The organism is Neisseria weixii (assembly GCF_042658245.1).
In the GTDB taxonomy this organism is placed as follows: Bacteria; Pseudomonadota; Gammaproteobacteria; order Burkholderiales; family Neisseriaceae; genus Neisseria; species Neisseria weixii.
Window position 1 is genome coordinate 15,631 of record NZ_JBHSPY010000010.1, and the last position, 16,397, is coordinate 32,027.

At 49.7% G+C, this 16,397-nt stretch carries 18 protein-coding genes and 3 tRNA genes; 10 read left to right on the forward strand and 11 right to left on the reverse strand.

Annotation, left to right across the window (positions count from 1 at the left end; translation table 11 throughout):
* Nucleotides 1-22: 22 nt before the first annotated feature.
* The 5 genes from ACFPVS_RS06645 to ACFPVS_RS06665 form a co-directional block, all read right to left on the reverse strand.
* Nucleotides 23-1,420 (reverse strand): bifunctional sugar phosphate isomerase/epimerase/4-hydroxyphenylpyruvate dioxygenase family protein, encoded by a 1,398-nt coding sequence (locus ACFPVS_RS06645; protein ID WP_269768598.1) that lies wholly within the window; start codon nucleotides 1,418-1,420, stop codon nucleotides 23-25.
* Nucleotides 1,380-1,886, reverse strand: a complete 507-nt coding sequence (locus ACFPVS_RS06650; RefSeq protein WP_269768597.1) for a sugar phosphate isomerase/epimerase family protein — start codon at nucleotides 1,884-1,886, stop codon at nucleotides 1,380-1,382. Before ACFPVS_RS06650 ends, ACFPVS_RS06645 begins: the two co-directional genes overlap by 41 nt.
* Before the next feature lie 141 nt (nucleotides 1,887-2,027).
* Complete coding sequence (locus tag ACFPVS_RS06655) at nucleotides 2,028-3,371, reverse strand: MFS transporter (protein ID WP_096295600.1); 1,344 nt, start codon at nucleotides 3,369-3,371, stop codon at nucleotides 2,028-2,030.
* Between the two features lie 91 nt (nucleotides 3,372-3,462).
* Nucleotides 3,463-4,299, reverse strand: coding sequence for a shikimate dehydrogenase family protein (locus ACFPVS_RS06660; RefSeq protein ID WP_096295599.1), 837 nt, complete (start codon nucleotides 4,297-4,299; stop codon nucleotides 3,463-3,465).
* A 194-nt stretch (nucleotides 4,300-4,493) separates the two neighbouring features.
* Nucleotides 4,494-5,588, reverse strand: a complete 1,095-nt coding sequence (locus ACFPVS_RS06665) for a 4-oxalomesaconate tautomerase (protein WP_096295598.1) — start codon at nucleotides 5,586-5,588, stop codon at nucleotides 4,494-4,496.
* A gap of 271 nt (nucleotides 5,589-5,859) precedes the next feature.
* Between ACFPVS_RS06665 and ACFPVS_RS06670 the strand changes: the two genes are divergently transcribed.
* Together ACFPVS_RS06670 and ACFPVS_RS06675 are read left to right on the forward strand one after the other, a co-directional pair.
* On the forward strand, nucleotides 5,860-6,036 hold the full coding sequence (locus ACFPVS_RS06670) for a helix-turn-helix domain-containing protein (RefSeq protein WP_096295597.1): 177 nt from the start codon (nucleotides 5,860-5,862) through the stop codon (nucleotides 6,034-6,036).
* A 12-nt stretch (nucleotides 6,037-6,048) separates the two neighbouring features.
* Nucleotides 6,049-6,729, forward strand: coding sequence for a LysR substrate-binding domain-containing protein (locus ACFPVS_RS06675; protein WP_096295596.1), 681 nt, complete (start codon nucleotides 6,049-6,051; stop codon nucleotides 6,727-6,729).
* A 734-nt stretch (nucleotides 6,730-7,463) separates the two neighbouring features.
* Here ACFPVS_RS06675 and ACFPVS_RS06680 read toward each other — a convergent pair.
* The 6 genes from ACFPVS_RS06680 to ACFPVS_RS06705 all read right to left on the reverse strand — a co-directional run bounded on the left by ACFPVS_RS06680 (nucleotide 7,464) and on the right by ACFPVS_RS06705 (nucleotide 10,745).
* The gene (locus tag ACFPVS_RS06680; protein ID WP_096295595.1) at nucleotides 7,464-7,931 is read right to left on the reverse strand and encodes a low molecular weight protein-tyrosine-phosphatase; all 468 of its coding nucleotides are present in this window, start codon (nucleotides 7,929-7,931) and stop codon (nucleotides 7,464-7,466) included.
* 2 nt (nucleotides 7,932-7,933) lie between these two features.
* Nucleotides 7,934-9,028, reverse strand: a complete 1,095-nt coding sequence (locus tag ACFPVS_RS06685; RefSeq protein ID WP_096295594.1) for a conjugal transfer protein — start codon at nucleotides 9,026-9,028, stop codon at nucleotides 7,934-7,936.
* A 155-nt stretch (nucleotides 9,029-9,183) separates the two neighbouring features.
* Nucleotides 9,184-9,260, reverse strand: a tRNA-Asp gene (locus ACFPVS_RS06690).
* A gap of 34 nt (nucleotides 9,261-9,294) precedes the next feature.
* Nucleotides 9,295-9,370 (reverse strand) — tRNA-Val (locus ACFPVS_RS06695).
* 108 nt (nucleotides 9,371-9,478) lie between these two features.
* Nucleotides 9,479-10,078 carry a GTP cyclohydrolase II gene (ribA, locus tag ACFPVS_RS06700; RefSeq protein WP_096295593.1) on the reverse strand — a complete coding sequence of 200 codons (600 nt, stop codon included), beginning with the start codon at nucleotides 10,076-10,078 and terminating at the stop codon, nucleotides 9,479-9,481.
* Nucleotides 10,071-10,745 carry a hypothetical protein gene (locus ACFPVS_RS06705; protein ID WP_096296155.1) on the reverse strand — a complete coding sequence of 225 codons (675 nt, stop codon included), beginning with the start codon at nucleotides 10,743-10,745 and terminating at the stop codon, nucleotides 10,071-10,073. The genes ribA and ACFPVS_RS06705 overlap by 8 nt, the downstream gene beginning before the upstream one ends.
* 334 nt (nucleotides 10,746-11,079) lie before the next feature.
* Here ACFPVS_RS06705 and ACFPVS_RS06710 point away from each other — a divergent pair.
* From ACFPVS_RS06710 to ACFPVS_RS06745, 8 genes are all read left to right on the forward strand, one after another.
* Nucleotides 11,080-11,164: transfer RNA gene (locus ACFPVS_RS06710), tRNA-Leu, on the forward strand.
* Nucleotides 11,165-11,362: 198 nt separating this feature from the next.
* The gene (locus tag ACFPVS_RS06715) at nucleotides 11,363-12,604 is read left to right on the forward strand and encodes a tyrosine-type recombinase/integrase (protein ID WP_096296154.1); all 1,242 of its coding nucleotides are present in this window, start codon (nucleotides 11,363-11,365) and stop codon (nucleotides 12,602-12,604) included.
* A gap of 565 nt (nucleotides 12,605-13,169) precedes the next feature.
* Entirely contained in the window at nucleotides 13,170-13,439 is a 270-nt protein-coding gene (locus ACFPVS_RS06720; protein ID WP_378595523.1) for a type II toxin-antitoxin system Phd/YefM family antitoxin, read from the forward strand.
* A gap of 3 nt (nucleotides 13,440-13,442) precedes the next feature.
* Entirely contained in the window at nucleotides 13,443-13,865 is a 423-nt protein-coding gene (locus ACFPVS_RS06725; protein ID WP_096295591.1) for a type II toxin-antitoxin system VapC family toxin, read from the forward strand.
* A gap of 117 nt (nucleotides 13,866-13,982) precedes the next feature.
* Nucleotides 13,983-14,927 (forward strand): hypothetical protein, encoded by a 945-nt coding sequence (locus ACFPVS_RS06730; RefSeq protein ID WP_096295590.1) that lies wholly within the window; start codon nucleotides 13,983-13,985, stop codon nucleotides 14,925-14,927.
* Between the two features lie 105 nt (nucleotides 14,928-15,032).
* On the forward strand, nucleotides 15,033-15,242 hold the full coding sequence (locus ACFPVS_RS06735) for a helix-turn-helix transcriptional regulator (RefSeq protein WP_096295589.1): 210 nt from the start codon (nucleotides 15,033-15,035) through the stop codon (nucleotides 15,240-15,242).
* A gap of 11 nt (nucleotides 15,243-15,253) precedes the next feature.
* The gene (locus tag ACFPVS_RS06740) at nucleotides 15,254-15,571 is read left to right on the forward strand and encodes a helix-turn-helix domain-containing protein (protein ID WP_096295588.1); all 318 of its coding nucleotides are present in this window, start codon (nucleotides 15,254-15,256) and stop codon (nucleotides 15,569-15,571) included.
* Nucleotides 15,568-16,116, forward strand: coding sequence for a terminase small subunit (locus ACFPVS_RS06745; protein WP_096295587.1), 549 nt, complete (start codon nucleotides 15,568-15,570; stop codon nucleotides 16,114-16,116). The genes ACFPVS_RS06740 and ACFPVS_RS06745 overlap by 4 nt, the downstream gene beginning before the upstream one ends.
* The last annotated feature ends 281 nt before the right edge of the window (nucleotides 16,117-16,397 follow it).

Below are 16,397 nucleotides of genomic sequence, written 5' to 3' on the forward strand. Positions count from 1 at the left end.
TTAGGCCGATATCAAAGCGGCATTATTCATGATGCTGTTTCCAATACAAATCCTGCGCCACCAAGCGCACAGGAGCGTTGGCTGCGCCGTATTGGTCGTAGCCGCCGCGGCGTTCGCAGATTTCAAAGAAAAATTGGTTTTCGATCAATTGTGAATAAGCATGCAGGAATTCGCCGCCGTTGCCGTCGGCATCGTAGAGCAGATGATGTTCGCGCAGACAGTTGATGAAATCGTCGGCAAAACCGAATCGCGCCTGCAAATCGTCGTAATAATTCTGCGGGATGTCGAGCAGGTTGGCGCCGTTTTGACGCAGGAAGGCCACAGTTTCAAAAATATCGTCGCTGGCAAAGGCGATGTGTTGCAGGCCGGCGCCTTTGTAGTTGGCCATTGAGCGTGAAACCAAAGTATTTTGGTTGTCGGAAATATTCAACGGCAGGCGGATTTGGCCGTTTTGGCTGCGCAACACGCGGCTTTTCATCAGGCCGTAAGGGTCGGGCAGGGTCAAGTCGTTTTCAATATTGAAGCCGAATAATGCGGCGAAATGCAGTGTCCACCGATCCATCATGTCGTTGGGCACGCCATAAGCGGTGTGGTCGATGTGGCTGAGTTTCGGCTCGCCTTGGAATTTGGTTTTGTGGAAATCGACGCTGTAAATGTCGCTGTCGACAAAATACTGCAAGCCGCCATTGGGCAAACGGATGGCGTGCACATGGCGCTCATTCGGGCCGACTTTGCCTTGATAGAAAATATTGCCGTATTCGATGGCGCGCTGATACATGGCTTCGGCATCGCTGACTTTATACGCCGCCGCGCACACCGATGTGCCGTGTACGTTGAAAAAGGCATCGGCCAAAGAATCCGGCTCGGCATTGAGAATCAGGTTGACACCGCCGTGTTGGTAGAGCGAAACGTTTTTGCTTTTGTGCAAACCGGTTTTTTGGAAGCCGAATTGGCGCAAAATATTATCCAAACGCTGGGCGCTGGCATCGTTGACGGCAAATTCGACGAAATCGGTGTCTTGAAATTCAGGCGCGGCAGGCGGGGTGAACAATTCGGCCGATACGGTCAGGTTTTGCTGTTTCAGACGGCCGGCGATTTGTTCTTCCAGATACAGCAGCGAGCGGATGGCATCGGATGTGGTTGATACGCCCGGTGCGGCGTGGAATTTGTCGTTGAACACTTCCAGCGACAAGGGGCCGGTGTAGCCGTTGGCGATAATCGGCGTGAGAAACGCGGCCACGTCCAAATCGCCTTGGCCGGGGAAATTGCGGTAATGGCGGCTCCATTCGAGTACGTCCATTTTCATCAGCAGCGCATCGGCCAATTGCAGGAAGACAATTTTTTCCGGCGGAATCTCGTTCAGACGGCTTAAATCATCGTTAATGGAAAGGGTATGGAAGCTGTCGAGGATAATGCCCAAATTCGGGTGACCGGCTATCCCACGCGTGGCGGTAAGAGGAAACGTGTTTGCCCCAAGCCAAGGCTTCGTAGCCGACCTGCATGTTGTGTTTGGCGGCGATTTCGGCCAGTTTGTGCAAATCATCGGCAATCAGGGCATCGTCGGTGCTGGTGTTGGGTAGGACATTGCTGCACACGAGCAGGCGGTCAGTGCCCAGTTCTGCCATCAATTCGAATTTGCGCTCGGCGCGGTTGAGCTGCTGCGCCAATCTGTCGCGTGCGCCGCCTTCAAAATCGCGAAACGGCTGAAACAGCATGATTTCGAGGTTCAGGTCTTCACACATTTTGCGGATGTCGCCGGGCGGGCCGTTGAAATACAGCAAATCGTTTTCAAAAATTTCCACGCCTTCAAAGCCGGCTGCGGCGATGGCTTGCAGCTTTTCGGGCAGGGTGCCGCTTAAAGATACGGTGGCGATACAGTGTTTCATGAGGTGGCTCCGTTGGCCGTATGGGCGGCGCGGGTGATTAGGAAAAATATGCCGGGCTTGCTGTTTTGATATAACCTTGTCGAAAGGCCGTCTGAAAATCTGATTTCAGACGGCCTATTTTAACGGCTTATTTCAACGCACTCAAACTTCAGCGCCCGGTTGGTTGCGGTACAGGAGGTATTTGATGGCCAACGACACGGCAATCAACAAAGCCGGTATGGTCAAAGCCATTGCCACGGTGGAGAAGTTCCAGCCTGCATTGAGCATCCATGCGCCGGCAAATGCGGAAATAATCGCACCGGTGCGGCCGATACCGTGCATCCAGCTGTTGCCGGTCGCGCGGGCGCTCAACGGGAAGAAGTTGCTCGACAGGGCGTTCATGCCGGTGCCGCCGCCGTTAAACGCCGCGCCGATGTAGAATGATGTGATACAAAGCAGCAGATATTCCGCGCCCAAGCTGCTCATGAATACCAACACCACGGCGCCGCTGATGTAGGAGAGTGCCAATACGCGGTGTGGCTCGAAGCGGTCCATAAACCAGCCCAGCATAATCGAACCCAGCGGGCCGCCCAATTGGAACATGGCCGAAATAATCGAAGCTTGCGCTGCTGTCATGCCGGATTCTTTAATCATGGTCGGCATCCAGCTGCCCAACAGGTATACCAAAAACAGATGGCTGAAGTAAATCACCCACAGCAGCAAAGTGCCTTTGGTATAGTGCTGGTTCAACACGGTTTTAATCGGGTTTTCATTGCTTTGTACTGTTTGCGGTTGCGGAACGAAGAAGGTCGATTGCTCGGTAGTGCTGCCCGGGGCGCATTGTTCCACGATTTTACGGATTGCTTGGCGGTCGGCGCCTTTGTGCACCATATAGGCCAGAGATTCCGGCAATTTGAAAATCATAAACAGGCTCAGCAGCATCGGCACCACGCCGCCGAACCAAAACACGCTCGGCCAGCCCCATTGCGGAATCATCCAAGCCGCCAAAAAGCCGCCGCCTGCTGCGCCGACAGTAAAGCCGGCAAATACGATGGTCACCAACAGCGAGCTGCGGTGTTCGGGTGAGTATTCTTTGGCCAAGGTCGCCACCATCGGCATGATGCCGCCCATGGCAAAACCGGCGATGAAGCGGAATACAATCATGTGCCAGATCTGCGTGGCAAACGCCACCAACAGTGTGAACAGGCCGAAAATAAACACGCTTACAATCAACACTTTGCGTCGTCCGAAGCGGTCACCCAACGGGCCGGCGGCCAGCGCGCCGAAGGTCAAACCGAACAGGGCTGCACTCAATACCGGCGCCAAATCGTTGTTGGATAAATTCCAGGCTTCTTTCAGGCTCGGGCCGACGAAGCCCATGATCACCACATCGAAGCCGTCCATCACCACAATCAGAAAGCAGAGAAAAATCACCAATTTTTGGTAGGTACTCACGCCGCGGCTGTCGAGTAGCTCGCGGACGTTGATTTCATGATTTTGCGACATTGGTTTCTCCTTATCTATCGCGTTTTTCTTATCAAACGGTGTTGAGTTGGTTTCAGACGGCCTTGAAATAAAAAGAGGCCGTCTGAAACCATCAATACTGAATACGCGCCACTTCGCGCAGATGCTCGGCGGTCGTGGTCGGCAGGCCGAAATATTCCAAGTAAACCGGAATCTGTTCAAACAGCATATCGGTACCGACCTGAATCACGCAGCCTTTGGTTTTGGCGGCGGCCAAAAATGCCGTGATTTCGCTTTGCAGCACCACATCACCGACAAACGCTTCCGGCGCAATGCGTGCCACATCAACCGGCATAGGATCGCCTTCATACATGCCCATCGGTGTGGCATTCACCACCAAATCAAAACCTTGCGGGTCGTTGCTGCCGGTTTCAACGATTAAATCGGCATAGTGCTGTTTCAGACGGCCTGCCAATGCCTCGGCAGCGGCTGCGTTGACATCAAACAAAGCCAAAAGCGCCACGCCCGCTGCCGCCAAAGAGGCTGCAATCGCGCAGCCCACGCCGCCGCTGCCGACCACCAAAGCCGCTTTGCCTTCCGGTGCAAAACCTTTGCGGCGCACACCGCGCACAAAGCCTTCGCCGTCGAACATATCGCCTTCCAGCTTGCCGTCGGCACCACGGCGCACGGCATTGCATGAACCGGTAATTTGCGCGGTCGGCGTCAGGCGGTCAACCAAATCGATGGTGGTGACTTTGTGCGGCATGGTCACCAGCGCGCCGATGACATTTTCGCAGGTGAACACGCTTTTCAGAAAATCAGGATAAACCGGCGTTTGCGAAGAAAACGGCACCACCAGCGCATTGATGTCGGCCGCTTCGAAATAAGGGTTGTAAATCATCGGCGATTTGAAGGTTTGGGTGGGGTAGCCGATGTGGGCAATGACTTGGGTCAAGCCGTTGATGTTCATGAAGCTTCCTTTGTATTTGAGTGAAATATGGGTTTTTAACGATAAATTTTTCAGACGGCATTTATATCGATGCTCAGGCCGTCTGAAAAAATAGAATCATAAACCTAATCTGCGGCGGCTGGTTGTTTATTTTTGAATATTCAACCAAGGCCGTCTGAAAAAGTAAGATTATTGTTCAGACGGCCTTTATGACTTCATGAGCCAGCCCAAACACGTGCCGGAACCATCACTTCGCCGCGCATGATGTTGCGGGCAGTGCGGATTAAAGCCGCGCCGCTGACTTTGCCGTTGCCGTCGGTTTCCAACGCCACGCTGAATTCGCCGCTTGGGTGTTCGATGGAAAGCGAAGCCGGATTGTCGGCCACGGCCAAACCGCCGGCCACGCTGTCTTTCATCACACAGGCAGTGGCGATGGTGACGGCTGCCAATACGCCGATGGCTTCGTGACAGACATACGGAATAAAGCAGCGGGTGTGTACCGCACCGCCGTCAACAGGGGCGTTGAGCAGACACATTTTCGGATAGTTTTTGGCGGAAACATCGCCCAAACCCATTTTTAAAGAGGCTGTCAGCCGCAGCTTTTCCAAGATGGTTTTGAGTTCGCCGTCGTTATTTAATTCTTCCACGCTTTCATAGGCAGTGCGCTTCACATCGGTGGCGCGCACCAATATCATCGGCATACCGTTGTCTATGCAGGTGGCTTCGAGCGGGCCGAAACCTTCGATGTCGAACACGTCGCTGGTGTTGCCGGTTGGCAAGAGGCTGCCGGCTACCGAGCCTTCGGTATCTAAGAAACGGATTCGGATGGGGGCGGATGTGCCGGTTACGCCGTCGATTTTGGTATCACCGTCGTAATTGATGATGCCGTCGGGCGTTTCGACGGTGATGTCGCTCAACATGCAGGTGTTCAAGGTCAATACGCGCACAGTCGTTTCATCGCCTTGCGCCTGAATCAACCCTTTTTCCAACACAAACGGCACCACTGCCGCCAGCATGTTACCGCAGTTGGGTTTGGTATCGACAACATCGTTTTTCGGCTGCAATTGCGCAAACAAAAATTCCAAATCCAGGCCTTCTTGTTCGCTCACGGACACCACGCCCACTTTGCTGGTTAAAGGATGCGCGCCGCCGGCACCATCGATCTGGCGCGGGTCGGGCGACCCCATCGCCGCGAGCAACACTTGATTGCGGGTCGCCTCGTCGGCGGGTAAATCGGCAGCGGCAAAAAACAGGCCTTTGGAACTACCGCCACGCATCAGCATGGCAGGGACAGCGGTTTGGGCAGCCATTTCGATTCCTTTGGAAATGTAGTGGTATGTAATGGATTATTATAGGTAAAGAAATGTTTGGCGTTGAGGCAACTATCAGCTATATCAAATTAGTATAATTGCAAAGTCAAGCTATACTATAGTCGTTTAAAATAAAAATAATACAGCGTTGCCAGCTCCCTTATGTATACCTGTACACGGTGGTCGCTGCCGCCTTGTCTTATTTCTATTTTAAACGACTATTAAGATAATCAATATCATAAAACCAATAGCCAGAGATTGAGAAAAAGTCATGGATTTGAAACAGTTACGGTATTTTCAGCAGGTGGCGCAACAAGGCGGCTACACCCGTGCTGCCGATATTTTGGGCGTGGCGCAACCGGTATTGAGCCGCCAAATCCGCCTGTTGGAAACCGAATTAAGGCAAAACCTGCTCAACCGCCACGGACGGGGCGTTTCCCTCATCTAGCCGGGCAGGATTTTGCTGGAACACTGCGGCGTGATTTTGCAACAGATTGAAATGATTCAGGAAGATTTGAGTTTGAACAGCGGCAAGCTCAGCGGCCATATCACGCTCGGCTTGCCTCCGACGATTGCCAAATTACTGTCGCTGCCGATTATCCGAGAATTCCGCCAACATCTGCCCGATGCCCAATTGCGCATTACCGAAGGCTTGAGCGCACAGCTGCAAGGCCGTTTGCAGCAAGGTAAAATCGACATGGCGCTGCTGTATAATCCTGCGTATTCGGCCGATGTGAAAACGCAGTTGCTGTATGAGGAGCATCTGTATCTGATGGCACCGAAAAATGATTGCCTCCTCAATGCCGACACGCCCGTCAACGCCGAGCATTTGGCCGCCTTACCGCTGATTCTGCCTTCCGTGCCCAATACCTTCCGACTGCTGGTCGAACAGGAAATGGCGCGGCATAATCTTGTGCCCAATATCGTGATGGAAATAGACAGTGTGGAAACCATGTTGCAACTGGTGGCTGAAGGCATGGGTTATTCTATTTTGTCGAAATATTCGATTGATTTGATGAATTATAAAGAATCGATTCAGGTGATTCCGATTGAATCGCCGCAATTCGTCAGCCGTCTGTTTTTGCGACTTCGGCCAAACATGCGCTTACGCGCACGCAGAAAGAAGAGGATAAGATTTTGAAGCGGGTATGTTTGAATTTGGTGGAGGAAGTTTCAGACGGCCTTGATGGGCATGAATCAAGGCCGTCTGAAAACAAATAATTTACGACTATCAATAAAGCAGGAGGTTGTCATGAAAGCGCAATGTTTGTGCGGTGCAGTATCGTTGGAAGTCGAGCATAATTGACGTGTTCATGCATGTCATTGCGGAATGTCCAAAACTTGGGGGTCGGGCGCATATTTTGCTGTGGACGCGTTAGGTGCTCCTAAAATCGAAGGCAGCGAATATATATAAGCAGATATCGATCATCAGATTGGAATGAACGTTGTTTTTGCAAACAATGCGGCACGCATTTATTTTGCCACCTCATTCCTTCTGACGGATATGCAGTCAACGCGGGTTTATTCAAAAATGAAGCGTTACATTTGGATATGCAATTTTTCAGCGATTTACAACCGGCCTATTATCAGTTGGAGAATCAAGTAAAGTCATGACAGAGGCGGAAGTTATGAATCAGTTTAGGCAACCGTAAAAATACAGGCTGAGACCTTTGTAAAACTCCCTAAAAACCCACAGCACAAAGAACCGACGTCATTCCCGCGCAGGCGGGAATCCATTTTTGAGCATGGCAAACTATTGAATGAAATAAGTTTCTGAAATTTTAAGATGGATTCCCGCCTGCGCGGAAATGACGGCTGTTTAGTTTTTTATTGGTGGTGCATGAGGTTTTGCAAAGATTTTGGCCTGTTTGTTTTTCAGGATTGCAAACCTAGCTTCTTCAACAAAGCCATGCTGCCAGAATCGACCAAACGGAAAGTTTCGTCAAAATCGCCGGTGTACCACGGGTCGGGCACATGGTCATAACCGCTTTCGGGAATCAAATCGGTCAGCTTGAACAATTTCTCGGGATGTTTGCCGAACAGCTTTTCCAAATCACGCAAGTTGTTGTCGTCCATCGCCAGAATGTAATCGTAATGGTCGATGTCGCTGCGTTTGACTTTGCTGCTGATGAAGCCGGTGTGGTCCATGCCTTGCTGCGCCAGTATTTGCCGTGTGCCTTGGTGCATGTTTTCACCATCGTGCCAGCCGGAAGTACCGGCGCTGTCAGTATAAACGCGGTGGCCGACACCGGCTTCTTTGGCACGGTGGCGCAACACGAATTCACCCATCGGCGAGCGGCAGATGTTGCCGAGGCACACGAATAAAATACGGTATGTTTTCATGATTATTCCGCGAAAAACGGGTTGTGGCCTGCCGATTTCAAGGCTTGGGCGTAAGTTGGCAATTCGCTGTTTTCCGGCACCACATCATGCAGCATGTAAACATGTTCCACGCGGCATTCGGCCATCAAATCCAAGAAGTTTTGCTGGATAACGGCGATATTGTCGGTTGGCGATAAGGCCCAAGTATAGACTTGCGGTGTAATTTCAAACGCGCTGTCGGTGGCATTAAAGCCGAACTGAATCTGTCCGCCGGCTTTGGCGGCCACTACCACACCGACGCGCGGGCTTTGCATGCGGATAGCACGGATGGCGTTGGTGGAGAAGACGTCCATCGCCATCCGTTGGCGCATGTGGCTGCCGGCCGTTAATGCAGACAGCGGCGTATCAGGCGACAGGGGATTGACGAATAAGGTTAAGCCCGGCTGGGCGAGGGCTTCCTGCCACACCTGCATCAGTGGTAAACCGGCTTTTAACAAATTTTGGTTGAGCGAGTCTTGCAGCTTTTTGTCGCCGTAGCCTAAGGCAAACACCACATGCACCGATTGGCCGCTTGGAATCTGTAATTCAGACGGCCTAAACTGCGCAGCAAACTGCGCAGCGGCTTCGGGGTTTTGTTTTGCTTCAAACCATTGTCCGGCGTTGATTTCGCTCAATGCTGTCGAAGGCACGAGAAACGGCAGCCATGTCGCTTGGTTGAACGCACGCAAATGCGGATGGTTTTCCAACACGGCAAACAGCGTGGCAGTCGGTACGTTCAAAGGCAGAGTTTGATCTTGATTGCAACCGGCCACCAATACCAAAGGCATGACAAACCATTGGCTTTCTTCTTCTTTTTCGGCATTCAAAACCGTGGTCAGGTTGTCGAGTAAGACTTTGTAGCTTTCGGCATCGGCTACCATGCTCATGGCCACCGACAAACCTAAATAAAAATTTTGCTGAAACATCCCGCGGATTTCGGTTTGCAGCGATTCGGCGGATAATTTTCGTTGCGCGGCAGACGTGCTGTGTGCCAAGTTAGAAGCGTGCAGCAAGAGATTGTTTTTAACCGGTGTTTCAGGGTAAGGTCGTGTATCGGCAAGAATGAAAGGGTTGTTCATTTTCTACCTTTGATATTGTTGTTTTGAAAAGAGCAAAGATTATAGCAATAACTGACTGAAACAGTCGGGAATAAAGCGGAAAAAATTTCTATCCGCTTGATTTAGCTGATATAGAAATGAAAAACGCACTGATATGAATCAGTGCGTTTTAGTTTTGGCGCGGCGGACGGGGCTCGAACCCGCGACCCCCGGCGTGACAGGCCGGTACTCTAACCAACTGAGCTACCACCGCGCAAGCAATTGCGTTGCCACAACTGCAAGAAACTTGGTGGGTGATGACGGAGTCGAACCGCCAACATTCTGCTTGTAAGGCAGACGCTCTACCAACTGAGCTAATCACCCAAGGATTCGAATTAAACCAAATATCCCCGTTATACGCAAGTGATTTATGCGGCTTGCTTTCCAGCTTGTTGAAACTAAAATAAAAATTTTCAGACGGCCTATCGGTAATTAGGATTTTTCATAAAGAAAATGACCCAATTTATCCGCTTTTGTGTGCAGATAGCGCTCGTTTTCGACATTTTCACCCACCTGTAACGGGATGCGCGCCACAACATTAATGTCGGCTTTTTGCAGCGTTTTGACTTTTTCCGGATTATTGGTCAACAGTTTGACTTCATGCACGCCCAAATGGTCGTAAATGCTTTTTGCTAAAGTGAAGTCGCGTGCATCGACCGGCAGGCCGAGCTCGACATTGGCTTCCACTGTGTCGCGGCCTTGGTCTTGCAATTGATAGGCACGGATTTTGTTAATCAAGCCGATGCCGCGGCCTTCTTGGCGCAGGTAAACAATCACGCCACGACCTTCTTGCTGCACCGCCCGCATGGCTGCCTGCAATTGTGGGCCGCAATCGCATTTTTGTGAGAATAGGGCATCGCCGGTCAAACATTCCGAATGAATGCGTGATAAAACAGGCAGGCCGTCTGAAACATCGCCCATTACCAAAGCAACGTGTTCTTGGCCGCTTTCTTCTTCAAAACCATGCATGGTGAAGACGCCGAATTCGGTCGGCAAACGGCATGAAGCCACAAATTTTACTGCTTTAGTCATCTTGTGCTTCCTCGTCTTCCACTACGTTCAACAGCACTTTCATCGGCTCGCCCAAAGCCAGCGCTAAGGCCGTCCATTCGGTTAACGCCACATCATCCGCTTGGTTTTTATCGTTAAACTCAATATGCACTACGCCCAAAACTGCGCCACTTTTCGTACAAATCGGCACAGATACTTGCGCCTTGCCGGCCGCATTGCGCTCACCGGAAATTTCGCCCAAAGTCAGCCAGTAGCCAATATCGTTGGCCACATTCATCCAACCGCTTTGCGCAGTTCGGGAAGCCAGATAGATTTGGCTGTTGTCGTCATTAACATCCAAATGCGGCTCCAACCCTAAACCTTGTTGGGTGAGTAAAACCAATTTCGGCGTTAGCGTTTCAGACGGCATATGCGCATAAACAGCCGCGCTTTTGATGTTGGTTTGGCGGCTGTACACCGAATCCAAAACCATAAAAATTTTTTTCAATAAAGCACTGTTATCGACATTCGGTTCGATGTGTTCCGCCAGCTTAAAACCGTTTTTTTCTGGCCACAATACCGAGCGGTCAACCTCGGCATTACCCATGTTAATCACTGCCTGAGCCGCGGTATAAGCAACATACACGTCATCGGCAGACAGCTTCAAACCTTGTATTTGAAGGAAATCTTTAATTAGTAATCTTGGCATGTGCCATTCCTCAAGATACAACAGCGAGGCCGTCTGAAAAAATAAGTTAAGCGTTTTCAGACGACCGAGGCCTTTGCAAAATTTCCATCTTTGGTACATTTCTTCGCAATGAGCTTCATTTAACGCGTACCTATCTGTACCTATCTTCGGTAATACGTCTGCGTATTCCGCGCTGCTATTGCTTTGAACTGTAGTTAAATCATGGGGGTTTTTGCAAAGGTCTCGGCTATTAAAATAGTTAATTTATTCCGATATGGTGTTGATTATGCCTTTTTTCAAGACAGAATAGGATTTGCATGCTTGTTGATTGTGTGTATAATTCGCTACTTGGTTTGCGGACGTGGCGAAATTGGTAGACGCACCAGATTTAGGTTCTGGCGCCTCGAGGTGTGAGAGTTCGAGTCTCTCCGTCCGCACCACCCAACCCCTTTTTAGGGGTATTTTTTTGTCTAATGCAATCTAACGCAATCGACCAAATTCAATACCAGCAAGGCTTTCAGGCTGATTCAATGCTTGCTTGGTGTCCAATATCATCTAATGCCGTCTAATTGAATAAACCATAAATTTACGGTATTTTATACGGTAGTAGAAAAATGCCTTTAAAAAAGTACCGTAAAATGCCCTTAAATGACCGACAAATAAAGAATGCAAAACCCGCTGATAAAGCCTACAAGCTGAATGATGGGCGCGGCTTATATTTGTATATCAACACCAGCGGCGGTAAGTTATGGCGGCTTGATTTTGCCATTCATGGAAAACGTAAAACCCTATCAATCGGCAAATACCCCGAAATCTCTTTAGTGGAAGCCCGAGAAGCAGCCGAGAATGCCCGCCGTATGATTGCCCAAGGCCAAGACCCCGCCGCCATGAAGCAGCAGGCCAAGCAAGAGCGTAGGGCGGCCTTACTCAATACCTTCGCCCACGTTACCAAGGCATGGCACGAAAAGAACATCATGCGCAAAGGCTGGAAGCCCAATCATGCCGCCCGTGTTTGGCGGTATTTTGAAACTGATGTTTTCCCCGTTATTGGCGAAATGCCGGTAAACGAAATCGGCAAGAAAGAGATAAAGGCCGTATTGGATAAAGTGACCGAGCGGGGTGTATCAGAAACCGCCGAGAAAATCAGGCAATGGATAGGCGCGGTATTTACCTATGCGGGCTTTGAAGAATTAACCGACCGCAACCCCGCCGCCTTGCTGCAAGGCTATATCAAGCCGTCTGAAACACGCCCTATGCCCGCCTTGCCGCGTGAAGAGCTGACCGAGTTTTACCGCCGTTTGATACTGGCAGACTGCAAGCCGTCAAACCGTATTTGTATTATGCTGATTATGCTTTGTTTTGCCCGCAATAAAGAGATACGCGGCGGCCAATGGCAGGAAATCGACTTTGAGCGCAAGATATGGACTATCCCAGCCCAGCGCATGAAGCGGCCGCGTGAGCATATAATCCCCTTATCTGATTGGGCGATTGAGCTGTTAAACGAGCTGCACGGCCAAACAGGGGATACCCCCTATCTGTTCCCCAGCCGCACCGCCGCAGATGGCTATATCAGCGAAAATACGGCAGGCAAAATCATCAACAGCATGGGCTATTACGGCATTGCCACGCCACACGGTTTCAGAAGCCTCGCCAGCAGTGTATTAAACGAACAGGGCTACAACCCTGATGCCATCGAGCGGCAGTTAGCCCACATTGAAGAAAACCGAATCAGAGCAGCCTACAACCGCGCCGACTATATGGCCGAACGTACCGAGTTTATGCAATGGTATAGCGACTTATTGCGCAGCAATTATCGGGAAGCACTGGCCATGCTTGAAGCAGGCGGGGAGCAAAGGCCGTCTGAAAACACACCAGTTTAACCGGCTGGTGTTTTTTATTGCCTTGAGAAAAACACCATACGCGCGCGAGAAAAGTAGCGGGAACAGCGGGAACGCGGGAACACTAATACATAACTATATAATATATATACATATTTTTATAATTAACTATATTCTATCAGCGGGAACAGAGCGGGAACGCAACGGGAACATTTTCAGTTTTCCCGCTTTGGTTGCTGATTGGATTGTTGGTGTGATGGCTGGATATTCAGAAAATCGACAGCAGGGCGGTAAATTTCATCACAGAGCGCATTTTTTGGTTTGGAAATACCTCTTTTTGCATGTCTTTTGAGATAAATGCCGTTAAATCGCAAATTTGAGCCATTTCTGACAGGGCGGATTTTCAGGCCGTCTTGCATTGGGTGTTTGGCCGGTTGCCGGTTCAACATTTCTAAACATACACCGGCTTACTTTTGGCCGTCTGAAGTTCAACATTTCTAAACATATCGACCCTATATCATGCCTGTTCAATAGCGTGCAGCCGCGTCTAATCCCGTGCTACAATGTAGCGACATATCAAACATATTCGAAAACAGGGGGACAGCGCATGAAAACCATGACAGCCCGAGAATTTAGCCAACACAAAAGCAAAGCATACAGAGACGTGCAAACCGCGCCCGTTGTCGTGACCAACCGCAGCAAGCCCGTTTACGTATTTATGACCTATGCCGACTATCAGAAAATGGCAGCCCGCCCGCAAAGCGCGTTAGACGTGTTGCTTTCGTTGGACAGCCCCGATACCGCAGGCGTTGGTTTTGAAGTACCGGCACGCAGCCGTGCGCAAAGACAGCCGGTTGATTTGAGCATGGGGGATTGAGCCGTGTATCTGTTGGACACCAACATTATCAGCGAAATGCGGAAAGTGAAAAGCGGCCACGCCGATCCAAACCTTACCGCATGGCTGGCAGAGCAGGACAGCAACAGCTTCTACACCAGCGCAGTAGTCATGATGGAACTGGAACGGGGCATTTTGGGCATGGAACGCAAAGACCCACAGCAAGGCCGCGCATTGCGGGCATGGTTCGACAGCATGACCGCCGCCCTGCTTTCAGGCCGCGTATTGCCGATAGACGAAACCACCGCCGCCGTTTGCGCCAAGCTGCACATACCCGACCGCAGCCCCGAAAACGACGCATGGATAGCGGCCACCGCAAGGCAATACGGCCTGACCTTGGCAACGCGCAATACAAAGGATTTTGAGCCGATGGGCATCAGATTGTGCAACCCGTTTGAGGCCGTCTGAAATGTTTACCGCCACACCTAGCCCGCGATTAGCTACCAACGGCGAAAACAGGGCATTCCCTAGCCTTGCCGGTGTGGCTTTGATTTTGATTTTAGGGGGCTTTAGGGAGAGTTTTAGATGGGTATTATTACCACTTCCAATAAGAAACAGACAGATGATTATTTACTAGCAGCAGATGCAATCAAGTACTTAGCCTATATCGACGATAGCACAGACTATTCAGCAATAGCTAAATTTTTAATCAGAAATAGATTTGATGAAAGCACCGCTGAAATTACTTATGGCAAAAGATTGGATGAAACTTTTTATTGTGTAGACAACCAATACGATGAGTTTGGTAATTGGATTAGCCCAGCATCAATAGATGAAGAGGGTAATTTTTATTCAGCAGATACAAGAAATTTCATTCGTCACGTTGCCATTTGCAACAGTCTTGATAACGAGGATATGCTTTCTGGTTATAGACAGCCTTTTAATTTATATTGGAAAAAGGAATTTTTTAAAAAATGGGTAGAAGAAATTTTTAAGTTGGAATCTGCTAATCAAAATACAGATTTGATTAATTTGCCCGATATTGATGGAGTACTATCAAAAATCAAAAAAGAGGAGATGGATTTATCAATAATAAAGTCTAAATATCGTAACGATTCTACTAAAGAAAACAATAAAAAAGCGATTCGAGAACTTCGTACTATTTTGAAATCAAAAGATGAAATTGAGGAATTGAAAGAAGAAAACCAAAATCTTAAATTGGAAATTGAGAAATACCGCAAGCTAACCGAAGTACTAAAAATAGAACTTGAAAAAAAGGTACAGGAATCAGAAAACAATCTTAACTCAGAGTTTGAGATAATTCGAAGGCATCGGCAATACGCCCCTGAATTTGCCGCCCTAATCCAAACTTTATTGCACCATTCAAATGAATATAAGTATAAGACAGGGGAGCAGCCACTAAAGAAAAATGTTGCCCTTACTTTTAAAGAAAAGGCAAATCTATCTAATTCTAGTAGAAGGCCGGATGAAGTAGCCAGAATATTAGGTTTGCCGGAAGATAAAACCTAATAAAATCAGTTATGACAGGGTGTCATGGCAATATGTCATATATTGCCTGACACCCTATTTTATTTTGCACAATGCCCCTATCTCAACCCGATAGGAATCTATCCAATGCAAACAAATAAACTTATCCGAGCTAAAGAATGCGCCGCCCTGTTTGGCGTTTCTGTTTCCACATGGTGGAACTGGAATAACCCTAAAAGCCGCCATCACCGTGCCGATTTGCCCCGCCCGATTAAAGTAGGGGAAAACAGCACCGCATGGCTGGAAAGCGAAATCAGCGACTATATCGGCAATTTGGCCGCCAACAATCGGGCATAAAGGGGGGAAGCATGGAACAAAAAAACAGCCGCCCAAACACCGGCACCAACACCAGCGTTTCAGACGGCCTTAACCACGCCCGCCATGATAACCGTTTCAGCCCTACATCTCAATGCGGCGAAATACTGGCCGTGTTGCAGGGCGGCCGCAGCATTACCCACTATCAAGCCGCGCAAATGGGCATTATGGGCTTCCCAGCGCGTATCAGCGAATTGCGGGCGGCAGGCTATCCGATTGTCTGCACCATGCAAGAGCATGAAAACAAGCACGGCAAAACGGTAAAGCGCGGCATTTACACGCTGGCGGCAGAGAAAGGGGCAGCGGTATGACACCCAAGCAAGAACAGTTTGCCCGTCTGTATGTTGAAACAGGCAATGCAAGCAAAGCATACCGGCAGGCATATGACGCGGAAAACATGAAGCCCGAAACCGTTACCAATGAAGCCTACAAGCTGTTGCAATCCCCCGATATTTCCGCGATGGCGGACGGCCTGAAAGCAGAGCATAAGGCACGGCATTGTGTGATCGTTGATGATGTTATTTCAGAGCTGGAACAGGCGCGGCAGGCGGCGTTAAGTACACCGACACCGCAATCGGGCGCGGCAGTATCGGCCACAATGGGCAAGGCTAAGATTTTGGGCTTGATTGTGGATAGGGCGGAAATCAAAGCGGAAGCGGAAGTACATAGCCGCAAAATCGAACCGCCCCTTGTATCACCGTTGAGCAAAGAAGAGTTGGATAAAGTCATTGATATGGCCGTGAGTGATTTAAACACCGTTACCCTTGCCGATATTCATGCGGTAACGGGTAATGATGACGACAAGCTGTATTGGGCGGTTTTAACCATCGTCTCAATCAAGAAAATAACCCGATAACGGGATTTTCAGACGGCATTAGGGGGCGGGGGGGGGGGGAGTCAAAATCCAAGCGGATTTAGCCTGACAACCGGCTCGACAGCTTAGATTGTGTGCTAACCGAAAATATTTTCATGCATTAGGCCGCCTGATTTGAATTTTCCGCCAAGTACGCGCGTGCGCGCGCGAGGAAACCGCCCAAGATGTCGGAAAATTCAGACGGCCACACGCCAACAAAAAACACCGCTTAATCAGCCCGTTAAATCTTGGCAGGCATTTACCGCTTGCAAAGCTGAAAGCAA

Excerpts from the sequence above, each read along its gene's own strand:
- ACFPVS_RS06650 (WP_269768597.1), bottom strand. The coding sequence starts at position 1,886 with ATGAAACACTGTATCGCCACCGTATCTTTAAGCGGCACCCTGCCCGAA.
- ACFPVS_RS06655 (WP_096295600.1), bottom strand. The coding sequence starts at position 3,371 with ATGTCGCAAAATCATGAAATCAACGTCCGCGAGCTACTCGACAGCCGC.
- ACFPVS_RS06660 (WP_096295599.1), bottom strand. The coding sequence starts at position 4,299 with ATGAACATCAACGGCTTGACCCAAGTCATTGCCCACATCGGCTACCCC.
- ACFPVS_RS06665 (WP_096295598.1), bottom strand. The coding sequence starts at position 5,588 with ATGGCTGCCCAAACCGCTGTCCCTGCCATGCTGATGCGTGGCGGTAGT.
- ACFPVS_RS06670 (WP_096295597.1), top strand. The coding sequence starts at position 5,860 with ATGGATTTGAAACAGTTACGGTATTTTCAGCAGGTGGCGCAACAAGGC.
- ACFPVS_RS06680 (WP_096295595.1), bottom strand. The coding sequence starts at position 7,931 with ATGAAAACATACCGTATTTTATTCGTGTGCCTCGGCAACATCTGCCGC.
- ACFPVS_RS06685 (WP_096295594.1), bottom strand. The coding sequence starts at position 9,028 with ATGAACAACCCTTTCATTCTTGCCGATACACGACCTTACCCTGAAACA.
- ribA (WP_096295593.1), bottom strand. The coding sequence starts at position 10,078 with ATGACTAAAGCAGTAAAATTTGTGGCTTCATGCCGTTTGCCGACCGAA.
- ACFPVS_RS06705 (WP_096296155.1), bottom strand. The coding sequence starts at position 10,745 with ATGCCAAGATTACTAATTAAAGATTTCCTTCAAATACAAGGTTTGAAG.
- ACFPVS_RS06715 (WP_096296154.1), top strand. The coding sequence starts at position 11,363 with ATGCCCTTAAATGACCGACAAATAAAGAATGCAAAACCCGCTGATAAA.
- ACFPVS_RS06720 (WP_378595523.1), top strand. The coding sequence starts at position 13,170 with ATGAAAACCATGACAGCCCGAGAATTTAGCCAACACAAAAGCAAAGCA.
- ACFPVS_RS06730 (WP_096295590.1), top strand. The coding sequence starts at position 13,983 with ATGGGTATTATTACCACTTCCAATAAGAAACAGACAGATGATTATTTA.
- ACFPVS_RS06735 (WP_096295589.1), top strand. The coding sequence starts at position 15,033 with ATGCAAACAAATAAACTTATCCGAGCTAAAGAATGCGCCGCCCTGTTT.
- ACFPVS_RS06740 (WP_096295588.1), top strand. The coding sequence starts at position 15,254 with ATGGAACAAAAAAACAGCCGCCCAAACACCGGCACCAACACCAGCGTT.
- ACFPVS_RS06745 (WP_096295587.1), top strand. The coding sequence starts at position 15,568 with ATGACACCCAAGCAAGAACAGTTTGCCCGTCTGTATGTTGAAACAGGC.